This window comes from Bradyrhizobium sp. NBAIM03 (genome assembly GCF_020194055.1).
GTDB lineage: Bacteria > Pseudomonadota > Alphaproteobacteria > Rhizobiales > Xanthobacteraceae > Bradyrhizobium > Bradyrhizobium yuanmingense.
Window position 1 is genome coordinate 34,977 of the sequence record NZ_JADYVS010000009.1, and the last position, 11,409, is coordinate 46,385.

Here is an 11,409-nt window from a genome sequence, read left to right on the forward strand (position 1 = left end):
TCGACCACCGGCGGACGATGCCCCAAACTGCGATTTCTTAACGTTCCACGGCAAGTTTTGCCGTCCCCAACTCTTAATAACCCATGAATCGCCCGATCCAAAACGACTTCTTGCCCTGTGCACGTCTCGCCAAACGGCTGGGTTAATGCCACTTTTCGCGGCGTCGAATGGCGGGGCGCAAGAATCAGTTTCGGCTGGGGACATGCATCACGACCGGTCCTTAACCAGCTGTTAACCATACAGGCGGCAAATTCTGCCTAGCGGCGGTCCCTAGGGCCGTCGGGGCGGAGGGAGCCGCGACGATGTCCATCAACGATATTCCGGAACTGTCGGTGCTTCGCACCAAGATGCAGTGGCATCAGGAGCGCCAGCGCGTCCTGTCCGAGAACGTCTCCAATTCCGACACGCCGAAATTCCGGCCGCGCGACCTGGTCGAGCCGAAGTTCGACAAGGCCGGCGCCGTCACGGGGTCCATGGGGCCCTTGGTCCTGACCCGGACCAGCGCCTCGCATTTGGCGCCGTCGGGGGCCCCTTCCGCCTTCGACCAGAACAAGAACGCGGGTTTCGAGACCCGCCCCGCCGGCAATGCCGTCAATCTCGAGGAGGAGATGATGAAGGCCGCCAGCAACCAGATGGACTACGCCGCGGTGACCTCGCTCTATTCGAAGAGCCTGCGCCTGCTCAAGACCGCGATCGGCAAAGGTTAGGCCCTAAAGGAGGCGGATCATGGCAAATGACAGCAGCGACTTCGCCCGCTCCATGGCCATCGCGACCTCGGGCCTGCGCGCGCAGGCCGGCCGCATGCGGGTGATCTCGGAGAACATCGCGAATGCGGACTCGACGGCGCAGACTGCCGGCGGCGATCCCTACCGGCGCAAGGTGCCGACCTTCTCATCCGCGCTCGACCGCACGCTCGACGCGCAGGTCGTCACCCTCGGCAGGATCAAGCCCGACCAGTCCGCCTTCCGCGTCAGATACGAGCCGAACAATCCGGCGGCGGATGCCAGCGGCAACGTCAAATATCCCAACGTGAACTCGGTGGTCGAGATGACCGACATGCGCGACGCACAGCGGTCCTACGAAGCCAACCTCAACATCATCAGTGCGACGCGCCGGATGATCCAGCGCACGCTCGACATCCTCAAGAGCTGAACAGGACATTTGAGCCATGGCATCACCGACAATTGCCGCCAATGCTTACGCCAGCCTCGCCCGCGTGCTGGAGAACACCGGCACCGGCGCCGGCAAGGGCAGCGAACCGAACGGGCAATCCTTCGCCGCGCTGCTGAAGGACGCCGTCGGCAGCGTCGTGGAATCCGGCCGCAAGTCCGACGCGCAGACGGTCGCAATGGCCGCCGGCAAGGCCAACGTGATGGACGTGGTTACGGCGGTCGCAGACACCGATGTCGCGGTGTCCACGCTGGTCTCGGTCCGCGACCGCGTCATCGCGGCCTATGAAGACATTATGAAGATGCCGATCTGATGCGCGCCGTCATTCCGGGGCGCGACGAAGTCGCGAGCCCGGAATCCATGGTGCGACCAACGCTGCGGCTAAATGGATTCCGGGTTCTCGCTTCGCGAGCCCCGAATGACGACAAACAATTTCAGAGTGAGAACTCCCAAATGACCGGACCCGAGACCCTCGACGTCGCGCGCGATGCGATCTGGACCATCGTGATCGTGTCGTCGCCGCTGATGGTGGTCGGCCTCGTGGTCGGCGTCATCGTGTCGCTGTTCCAGGCGCTGACGCAGATCCAGGAGCAGACGCTGATCTACGTGCCGAAGATCCTCGCGATCTTTGCCACGATGCTGTTGGCGCTGCCGTTCATGGCCGATTCGATGCACGCCCACATGCTGCGGATATCGTCGCGAATCATAGGCGGCTGAGGCACTATGCGTGAATTATGCGCATCGACGTCTCGCTGCTGCCGGCGCTCGCCGCTTCCTTCATGCTCGCCTTCGCCCGGGTCGGCGCGATGGTGATGCTGCTGCCCGGCCTCGGCGAGACCAACATCCCGACGCGGATCAAGCTGTCGATCGCGCTGCTGCTCACGCTCATCATCCTGCCGCTGCATCGCAACGCCTATCAGGTCGACATGGGCTCGCTGGCGCCGCTGCTGGTGCTGATGCTGCATGAGATCGCGATCGGCATCGTCCTGGGTGCGACCGCGCGCGTGACATTGTCGGCGCTCCAGGTCGCGGGATCCGTGATCGCGCAGCAGATGGGGCTCGGCTTCGTCACCTCGGTCGATCCGACGCAGGGCCAGCAGGGCGTGCTGGTCGGCAACTTCCTGACCATGCTGGGGGTGACGCTGCTGTTCGCCACCGACAGCCATCATCTCGTCATTGCGGCGCTGAACGACAGCTACAAGATCTTCTCGCCGGGCGAGACCGTGTCGAGCGGCGACGTCGCCTCGCTTGCGACGCGTGCCTTCGCCGCCGCGTTCCGCCTCGGCTTGCAGCTTTCCGGGCCGTTCCTGGTGTTCGGCCTCGTCTTCAATATCGGACTGGGCGTGCTGGCGCGGCTGATGCCGCAGATGCAGGTCTATTTCGTCGGCGTGCCGCTGTCGATCTTCGCGGGCTTCCTGGTGCTTGCCGTGGTGCTCACCGCGATGATGGGCACCTTTCTCGACTACTTCATCGGTGTCATGCACCAGATGATGCCGCTCAAGTGAGGGGGATCGATCGGTGGCGGAAGACAACGATCCCGAAAGTCAAACAGAAGACCCGACGCAAAAGCGCCTCGACGATGCGCTCGAACGCGGCGACGTCGCCAAGAGCCAGGAGATCAACACCTGGTTCATGATGGCAGGCGGCACGCTCGTCGTCTCCACCTTCTCGGGCTCGGTCGGCAGCGGGCTGCTGACGCCGATGCGCAACCTGCTTGCCAATTCCTGGATGATCAAGACCGACGGCAAGGCCCTGCTCGCGCTGATGGAGCAGATCGAGCTCGCCGTGCTTGCCGCGATCGGCGTGCCCCTGTTGATGCTGGTGCTGGCGGCCATCGCCGGCAACATGCTGCAGCACCGGCTGGTTTGGTCGGCCGAATCCCTGAAACCCAAGTTCAACAAGATTTCGCCGGGCGCCGGCTTCAAACGCATCTTCGGCAAACAGGCGGCGGCCAATTTTCTCAAGGGCATCGGCAAGCTGGTCGCCTTGGCCGTGGTCATGACCATGATCCTGTGGCCGGAGCGGCACCGCATGGAGGCGATGGTCAGGCTCGATCCGGCCGCCATGCTCGGCGCCAGCACCAGCATGACCATCCAACTGCTCGGCGCGGTCGTCGCCGCGCTCGCGATCGTCGCCATCGCCGACTATTTCTTCCAGTACCGAAGTTGGTTCCAGCGGCAGAAGATGTCGCTCCAGGAGATCAAGGAAGAGTACAAGCAGTCCGAAGGCGACCCCCACATCAAAGGCAAGATCAGGCAGCTGCGGCAGCAGCGCGCCAAGAAACGCATGATGGCGGCGGTTCCCAAGGCCTCCGTGATCATCACCAACCCAACCCACTATTCGGTAGCGCTGTCCTACGAGCGCGGCATGACCGCGCCGATCTGCGTCGCCAAGGGCGTCGACAATCTCGCCTTCAAGATCCGGGAGATCGCGCGCCAGCACGACATCCCGATCGTGGAGAACGTGCCGCTGGCCCGCGCGCTCTACGCCACGGTGGACATCGACCAGGAGATCCCGACCGAGCACTACCATGCCGTCGCCGAAGTCATCGGCTACGTCATGCGCCTGAAGCGCGGATTCAGCGCCGGGCGGGGATAAGATGCCCGAAAAGTACCGGAAATGGCCGTAATCTGGGAATCAGCGTACCTTTTGCCGCTGCTGCCCTTGCACCTCAGGGTCCGATTCAGGCAGGGAGGACCCCACGCGCCCGGTGGCGCGTTGATTCTCTGCCGACAGGCTGCGCCAGCTCGAGAATGACCGCCGAGACCGACCACGACCTCACACGCGAGCCCGTTGCGGCGCACGAGCCGTCGCCGCGCTCGGGCAGCATTGCGCTGGTGCTGCTGGTGGCCGCCGGCCTCGTCGCCGTGGCCGTCGGGCTGATGACGCTCGGGCGCGCGCAGGCGCAGCCCTATATCCTCGGTATCCTCGCCGTGCTGGCGATGGTCGGCCTGTTCAACCTGTTCGCCTTCGCCGCCGGCATCATCCGCTTCGCCGACCGCAATCTCGACGATCCCATCATCGGCCGCATCTCCGATCACGCCTTCGACGGGCTCGCGGTCACCGACGCGCGCGGACACGTGGTCTATTCCAATGCTGCCTATCTGACGCTGACCGGCGCCACCGGCCCGCAGGACGTGCGCCCGGTCGAGCGCGTCTTCATCGGCAATCCCGACGTCTCGGAAGCCGTGTTCCGGCTGCTCAAGGCCGCCCGCGAGGGCAAGCGGCAGCAGGAAGAGGTGCGCATCTCCGGCCATGACGGCAATCAGGGCCGCTGGCTGCGCATGCGCGTGCGCCCGCTCGGCACCGGCAAGCGCGAGGCGAAATACGCGGTGTGGTCGATCGCCGACATCACGCGCGACCGCGAACGCCAGGAGGACGTGTTCCAGGAGCTCCAGCACGCGATCGAATATCTCGATCACGCCCCGTGCGGCTTCTTCTCGGTCAATCCGGCCGGCGAGCTCGCCTATGTCAACGCGACATTGGCGAACTGGCTCGACTACGACCTCGCCGAGATCGGCTCCGGCGGCCTGAAGCTTACCGATATCGTCTCCGGCGACGGCGCTTCGCTCTTGACCTCGATCGTGGCGGTGCCGGGCGAGGTGAAGACCGAGGTGTTCGACATCGACCTGCGCATGCGCACCGGCAAGACCATGCCGGTGCGGCTCTATCACAAGCTCGCCTTCGGCGCCGACGGCGCGCCGGGGCCCTCGCGCACGCTCGTGATCAGCCGCGCCCGCGACGAGCGCAGCGACCCTGATCGTGCCGCCGAAGTGCGCTTCATGCGCTTCTTCGACCACACGCCGATGGCGATCGCGACCGTCGATCGCGCCGGCAACGTGGTGCGCGCCAATGCGCGCTACGCCAAGCTCAGTCAGGCGCTGGGGCTCGACACCTCCTCCAAGTCGATCTTCCGCGCGGTCAATTCGCGCGACCGGCACCTCCTGATCGCGGCCATCAACCAGGCCGCCGAAGGCAAGGCCGATATCGCGCCGGTCGAGGTGGCGCTGGAAGGGGCCAAGGAACGCTGGGGCCAGTTCTTCGTGACGCCGGTCGATTCGGCCGAGACCGAGGCGGAAGCCGCCATCGTGCACATGCTCGAGACCACCGAGCGGCGCGCGCTGGAAAACCAGATCAACCAGTCGCAGAAGATGGAGACGGTCGGCCAGCTCGCCGGCGGCATCGCCCACGACTTCAACAACGTGCTGTCCGCCATCATGATGGCGAACGACTTCCTGCTGAACGCGCACAAGCCGACCGACCCGTCGTTCCAGGACATCATGCAGATCAAGCAGAACGCAACGCGCGCCGCCACCCTGGTGCGGCAGTTGCTGGCGTTCTCGCGGCGGCAGACGCTGCGGCCGCAGGTGCTCGATCTCGGCGACGCGCTGTCCGATCTCACCATGCTGCTGCGCCGGCTGATCGGCGAGAAGGTCAAGCTCGACCTCGTCCACGGCCGCGACCTCTGGCCGGTGAAGGTCGACGTCTCCCAGTTCGAGCAGGTGATCGTCAACCTCGCGGTGAACGCGCGCGACGCCATGCCTGACGGCGGCAAGCTGATCATCCGCACCGCCAACGTCACCAGCGACGATTCGGGCAAGCTCGCCTACAAGGGTATGCCCGCCGCGGATTATGTCCGCATCGAGGTCGCCGACACCGGCACCGGCATCCCCGCCGACATCCGCGACAAGATCTTCGAGCCGTTCTTCTCGACGAAAGAGGTCGGCAAGGGCACGGGCCTCGGGCTCTCCACCGTCTACGGCATCGTCAAGCAGACCGGCGGCTTCATCTACGTCGATTCCGAGCCGGGGCAGGGCACCTCGTTCCACATCTTCCTGCCGCGCCACATCGCCGAACCGGAGGTGCAGGTCGAGCAGCCCGCAGTCGCAATCGGCGCGACCAGCGACGCCGCGAAGGAAGCCGCGCCCCCCGCGGCGGCAGAGGCGAAGCCGCGTACCGACCTCACCGGGCAGGGCACCATCCTGCTGGTCGAGGACGAGGAGGGCCTGCGCGCGCTCAATGCCCGCGGCCTGCGCTCGCGTGGCTACACCGTGGTCGAGGCCGAGAACGGCGTCGAGGCCATGGAGGTGCTGGACGAGCAAAGTGGCGCGATCGATCTCGTCGTCTCCGACGTCGTCATGCCGGAGATGGACGGCCCGACGCTGTTGAAGGCAATGCGCGAGAAGAACCCCGACATCAAGTTCATCTTCGTCTCCGGCTATGCCGAGGATGCCTTCGAGAAGAGCCTGCCCGAAGGCCAGCAGTTCGACTTCCTGCCAAAGCCCTTCACGCTCAGCCAGCTGGTCGCGGCGGTGAAGGAGACGATGACGAAGCAGGGGTGAGACCTGCCGCTCTCCTCGCAATGACGGCTGCTGGGCCAGCTCGGCTCGCGGACCCGGGGAAAAGCGGAAATCGGGTCGTAAACCCGGCGGTAAGCATCCTCCAATGGTTCCCGTAAAACCCCTGTCATATATGGGCTTTTGCCACATCCCCGCGACTGAGGGCCGCAGCCGCAAGTTCCGAAACCGGCTTCACTTTTCGGGAAGTCTGACCATCTTAGGGGCACGTCCCCATGCCGGGGATTTGGGAAACGCACATGACTTTCTCGCTTCGCTCCCGGAAATTCTTCAACACGATCGCCGTCGTGCTGGCGCTTGCGCTGCCGACCGCGCTGACGATCTCGTCGGCCGACGCCCGCGCGGGTGGCGGCATGTCGTCCGGTTCGCGCGGTACGCGCTCCTATTCGGCGCCGCCGCCGACCACGACCGCACCCGGCTCGGCCTCGCAGTTCAACCGCACCTACACCCAGCCGGGCGCAGGCATGAACTCGGCCGCGACCGCGCCGGCGCGCGGCGGCCTGTTTGGCCGCGCCGGCGGCTTCATGGGCGGCCTTGCGGCCGGCTTCCTCGGCGCCGGCCTGCTCGGCATGCTGTTCGGTGGCGGCCTGTTCGGCGGCCTCGGCGGCCTGTCCTCGATCATCGGCCTGATCATCCAGATCGCGCTGGTGGTGCTCGTGGTCCGGCTGGCAATGTCCTGGTGGCAGCGCCGTCACACTCCGCGGGCGGCTTACGCCAATGTTGAGGCCGGCGCAGCGCCCGGACCGCAGACGAACTATCGCAGCGGTCTCGGTGGTGGCCTTGGTGGCGGCCTCGGTGGCTTCGGCTTCGGCGCCAACAACGCGCCGCTCGAGATCAAGCCGGACGACTATGAGGCGTTCGAGCGCCTGCTCGGCGACGTCCAGGCCGCCTGGTCGAACGAGGACGTGGCCAAGCTGCACACGCTCGCGACGCCGGAAATGGTCTCCTATTTCGAGCAGGACCTCGCCCAGAACCGCGCCCGCAACGTGGTCAACAAGGTCACGGAAGTGAAGCTGTTGCAGGGCGACCTCGCGGAAGCCTGGCGCGAAGGCGAGACCGACTATGCCACGGTGGCGCTGCGCTTCGCGCTCACCGACAAGACGGTGGATCGCAACACCGGCGCAATCGTCGCCGGCAGCGAGCAGCCGGGCGAGGCGACCGAGATCTGGACCTTCGCCCGCCGGCCGGGCACAGGCTGGGAATTGTCAGCGATTCAGCAGACCAACTGATCGCGGACGAGATGAGGAACCAGGGCGTCGTGCTTCGGCACGGCGCCCTTTTCTTTTGGGCCTCTCGCAGCACGGCATCGGAATAAGCGGGGGCGCCTCGGGTTGAAGTCAGGCGGCGAACAAAAACAACGTTGGGAGGACAGGATGATCCGTATCGAGAAATCCATGACGATTTCCGGTGTTGCGCTGGCCATGGTCTTGCTTGCTGCCCCATCGGCGCAAGCGCAGTCGGCCGACATGACCTTCTTCGTGACCTCCAACGGCCCCGGCAAGGGCGCCGATCTCGGCGGTCTCGAAGGAGCCGACGCGCAATGCCAGAAGCTTGCACAAGCCGCTGGCGCCGGCACAAAGACCTGGCGCGCCTATCTGTCGACGCAGGCCGCCGACGGCAAACTTGCCGTCAACGCTAAGGATCGCATCGGCAAGGGGCCGTGGCAGAACGCCAAGGGCACGGTGATCGCCAAGGACGTCGCCGAGCTGCACGGCGCGACGAACAATCTCACCAAGCAGACCGCGCTCAGCGAAAAGGGTGAGGTCATCAATGGTGCCGGCGACCAGCCGAACCGGCACGACATCCTCACGGGATCGCAACCGGACGGCACCGCGTTCGCCGGGCCGGACGATCGCACCTGCAAGAACTGGACGTCGAGCACGCAAGGCGCCGCGATGGTCGGCCATTTCGATCGCCGGGGTCTGCGCGACGACGAACCCTCGAAATCCTGGAATAGCTCTCACCCCTCGCGCGGTCCCGACGGCGGCTGCTCGCAGGCCGATTTGAAGGCCACCGGCGGCGACGGGCTGCTGTACTGCTTCGCGGCGAATTGAGGCGCTGAGTTCTCTCCACCGTCGCGGAGCTCTCTCCATTCGTCATTGCGAGGAGCTCTTGCGACGAAGCAATCCAGAGTGTCTCCGCGGAGGCATTTCAGGATTGCTTCCGCCTTCGCCAAGGCTTCGGCGGACAAGTCGCTTGCGCTCGCAATGACGGCGTATGTTGAACCGCCGTTCCGCCTCATTCTGACGGAACCTTCAGCCACGTGCTACATTGGTCCGATCGCCTCCACGCTCACGGACCTCCCCCATGAAATACGAGCTCTACTACTGGCCCGAGATCCAGGGCCGCGGCGAATATGTGCGGCTGGCGCTGGAGGAGGCGGGCGCCGCTTACGTCGATGTCGCGCGCGGTCCGCGCGGATCGGCTGTGATGATGAAGATGATGGACGCGCAGAAGGGCACGCCGCCCTTTGCGCCGCCGTTCCTGAAAGCGGGCAAGCTCGTCATCGGCCAGACCGCCAACATCCTGTTCTATCTCGGTTCCCGCCATGGGCTTGCGCCGAAGACGGAAGCCGGCAGGCTCTGGGTGCACCAGCTTCAGCTCACGATCACGGACTTCGTCGTCGAGATCCACGACACCCATCATCCGCTCGGACCCTCGCTCTATTATGAGGACCAGAAGGCGCCGGCGAAGAAGCGCACGGCCGACTTCTGGGACGAGCGCGTGCCGAAATATCTCGGCTATTTCGAGCGGCTTCTCGCCGGGAGCGGCGGCACTTACGTGACGGGCCGGCGCCTGACCTATGTCGACCTCTCGCTGTTCCAGCTCGTCGATGGGCTGCGTTATGCTTTCCCCAAGCGCATGAAGGCGTTCGAGAAGGATGTCCCGGGCCTCGTCGGCCTGCACGACCGCATCGCCGCACGGCCCAATATCCAGGCCTATCTCGCAAGCGAGCGCCGCATTCCCTTCAACGAGCAGGGCATCTTCCGCCGCTATCGCGAGCTGGACCGATAGCGGCTTCGTGCAGTTGGCGCGTTCACCAGACGCCGGGGATGAGGCGATGGCGCACCCGCGCCGTGTAATCGGTGTAACCGGGCAGACCCTCGCGCAGCGTGCGCTCCTCGATCGGAATGCGGACCGCGAGCAAGGCGAGGAGGAGCGGCATCATCGCAAGTCCCCACCACGATCCCAGCAGCAACGGCACGCCGGTGAAGAACAGGATCATGCCGCTGTACATGGGATGACGGACATAGGCATAGGGTCCGGTCGAGATCACGTGCTGCGCGCGCTCGGCTTGCAGCTTCACCACGGGCGCGGCGAACGAGTTCTCGCGGAACACCCACATGGTGAACAGTGTCGAGCCCAGGAACAGCCCGAGTCCGAGCACCTGCAACGCCGTCGACATGTCAGAGGATCGAACACGCCGGTCGAGCCCCATCAGGACAAGCCAGGCCAGGATGGCGACGATGAACAGCGCCATGAACATCTTGTCGGCGGCGGGCTGATCCTTTTGCAGCACCGGCCGCAGGCGTTCGGCGAGCAGCGCCGGATCGGTCCGGTAGAGCCACCAGCCGCAGAGTGGGCCGAGCAGGGCTGAGGTTGCGAGGAAGGCCCAGGCCGACGGCCAATGCAGCGTCCCCGCGCACGCGAACAGCAGCGCGCCCATGCCGACGACGAACACCGTGTTCCGCAATAGCAGCCGTGCGAACATGCGCAGGTCCCGAGTGAACGGCGCATGATCCTGGTGCAGCTATCCGGCAAAGATGCGGCCGGACACGCCAAAAGCCCGATCGACCGGATCGGGCGCTTCGGTCTCGGGACGCCTGATCAGGCGAGCTGATCGATCCGCGTGCCCTGACCCGGCGGCAGCGGCGCCGGCGGCTGCGGCTTGAAGGTCGGATTCTCGTCCTTGACCTTGGTCTGATCGTCCTGCGGCTTGGTCGTGTCGTAGTTCGGAACCACGATCGCGATCGGCGGGGGCGCAACGGTAGAAACCTTCATCCGCAAATCCTCACACATGGAAACAATCAAGCCTGCCCTGCGAGGAGCGAAATTTCCTTCAAGCCAATCGTTAAAATGTGAGGGAATTGGCGCGGTGAAGGCTGTGCACGCGTGGCATCCGCAAACCGAGACGACGAGGCCTCTCCCCGTCATTGCGAGGAGCCCTTGTGACGAAGCAATCCAGACTGCTTCCGCGGATACAGACTGGATTGCTTCGCTGCGCTCGCAATGACGGAGTATGCGGCGGACGCCATCGCGCGATACGCACCCCGCAAGGGTGCGGAAAGAGCTGGCGCGTGCCCTATTCGTCCTTGCCGCGCGTGATGGCGATGGACGCCTCTGTCTTGGTGCGGGTGCATTCCATGTTGAGCCGGCGGTAGCGCATGGTGACCTTGTCGCCGCGCAATAGACCCATCCGCTTCAGGCAGCGCGTCGCGCCCGTCGTGGTGTCGTCCTTGGTCACGGTGAAGACGATCGCCGCCATCGAGCCGACCAGCGCGTAGAATTCCGGCTTCGGCTTGCGATCGCCCTTGGCGTAGAGCTCGATGGAATATTTGTCGCCGCGGCAACCCACGGACAGCTCCTTGGCCGCCGGGTGCGTCAGGTAAACGACATTGGCGGCGCGAAAATTCACCTTGAGGCGATCGACCTGGCTCGCCAGCTCCTTGGCGCTGTCGTCGCAGCGATCCGCGCGGGCAGGCGAAGCGAGAGCCACAAGGCCGGTGAAGGCGGCGGCGACCAGGATCGCGCCGCGGACGTTCAGTTTCAATGTCATGATGAAAAGCCCCTTAGGGCACGCATTCAAGCGTCGGCGGACGCGAATCGCAAGGGTGGGCAGAGGCATTTCCACGAGCTGTGCCAATGCCTTCCCGTGCCGAAC

General features: G+C 65.1%; 13 protein-coding genes. 10 read left to right on the forward strand and 3 right to left on the reverse strand.

Annotation, left to right across the window (positions count from 1 at the left end; translation table 11 throughout):
• Positions 1-302 precede the first annotated feature (302 nt).
• The 10 genes from flgB (at position 303) to I6F21_RS15565 (ending at position 9,542) form a co-directional block, all read left to right on the forward strand.
• Positions 303-707 (forward strand): flagellar basal body rod protein FlgB, encoded by a 405-nt coding sequence (flgB, locus tag I6F21_RS15520; protein ID WP_036013075.1) that lies wholly within the window; start codon positions 303-305, stop codon positions 705-707.
• 19 nt (positions 708-726) lie between these two features.
• Positions 727-1,152, forward strand: coding sequence for a flagellar basal body rod protein FlgC (flgC, locus tag I6F21_RS15525; RefSeq protein ID WP_036013073.1), 426 nt, complete (start codon positions 727-729; stop codon positions 1,150-1,152).
• A gap of 16 nt (positions 1,153-1,168) precedes the next feature.
• Complete coding sequence (gene fliE, locus I6F21_RS15530; RefSeq protein ID WP_036027907.1) at positions 1,169-1,483, forward strand: flagellar hook-basal body complex protein FliE; 315 nt, start codon at positions 1,169-1,171, stop codon at positions 1,481-1,483.
• Between the two features lie 140 nt (positions 1,484-1,623).
• Positions 1,624-1,887 (forward strand): flagellar biosynthesis protein FliQ, encoded by a 264-nt coding sequence (gene fliQ / locus I6F21_RS15535; protein WP_025037372.1) that lies wholly within the window; start codon positions 1,624-1,626, stop codon positions 1,885-1,887.
• A gap of 17 nt (positions 1,888-1,904) precedes the next feature.
• Complete coding sequence (gene fliR, locus I6F21_RS15540; RefSeq protein ID WP_225183318.1) at positions 1,905-2,675, forward strand: flagellar biosynthetic protein FliR; 771 nt, start codon at positions 1,905-1,907, stop codon at positions 2,673-2,675.
• Between the two features lie 13 nt (positions 2,676-2,688).
• A complete protein-coding gene (flhB, locus tag I6F21_RS15545; protein ID WP_225183319.1) occupies positions 2,689-3,768 on the forward strand; it encodes a flagellar biosynthesis protein FlhB in 1,080 nt (359 codons plus the stop codon).
• Positions 3,769-3,923: 155 nt separating this feature from the next.
• Positions 3,924-6,512 carry a PAS domain-containing protein gene (locus I6F21_RS15550; RefSeq protein ID WP_225183320.1) on the forward strand — a complete coding sequence of 863 codons (2,589 nt, stop codon included), beginning with the start codon at positions 3,924-3,926 and terminating at the stop codon, positions 6,510-6,512.
• Positions 6,513-6,742: 230 nt separating this feature from the next.
• Complete coding sequence (locus tag I6F21_RS15555) at positions 6,743-7,756, forward strand: TIM44-like domain-containing protein (RefSeq protein WP_225183321.1); 1,014 nt, start codon at positions 6,743-6,745, stop codon at positions 7,754-7,756.
• A 144-nt stretch (positions 7,757-7,900) separates the two neighbouring features.
• The gene (locus I6F21_RS15560; RefSeq protein WP_225183322.1) at positions 7,901-8,581 is read left to right on the forward strand and encodes a lectin; all 681 of its coding nucleotides are present in this window, start codon (positions 7,901-7,903) and stop codon (positions 8,579-8,581) included.
• Between the two features lie 253 nt (positions 8,582-8,834).
• Positions 8,835-9,542: a glutathione S-transferase gene (locus I6F21_RS15565; protein ID WP_225183323.1), complete on the forward strand. Its 708-nt coding sequence runs from the start codon at positions 8,835-8,837 to the stop codon at positions 9,540-9,542.
• Between the two features lie 22 nt (positions 9,543-9,564).
• Here I6F21_RS15565 and I6F21_RS15570 read toward each other — a convergent pair whose 3' ends face one another.
• The 3 genes from I6F21_RS15570 to I6F21_RS15580 all read right to left on the reverse strand — a co-directional run bounded on the left by I6F21_RS15570 (position 9,565) and on the right by I6F21_RS15580 (position 11,304).
• Positions 9,565-10,239 carry an isoprenylcysteine carboxylmethyltransferase family protein gene (locus tag I6F21_RS15570; RefSeq protein WP_036027901.1) on the reverse strand — a complete coding sequence of 225 codons (675 nt, stop codon included), beginning with the start codon at positions 10,237-10,239 and terminating at the stop codon, positions 9,565-9,567.
• Positions 10,240-10,355: 116 nt separating this feature from the next.
• A complete protein-coding gene (locus I6F21_RS15575; RefSeq protein ID WP_167361693.1) occupies positions 10,356-10,529 on the reverse strand; it encodes a hypothetical protein in 174 nt (57 codons plus the stop codon).
• Between the two features lie 301 nt (positions 10,530-10,830).
• On the reverse strand, positions 10,831-11,304 hold the full coding sequence (locus tag I6F21_RS15580; RefSeq protein WP_036013057.1) for a hypothetical protein: 474 nt from the start codon (positions 11,302-11,304) through the stop codon (positions 10,831-10,833).
• Positions 11,305-11,409 lie beyond the last annotated feature (105 nt).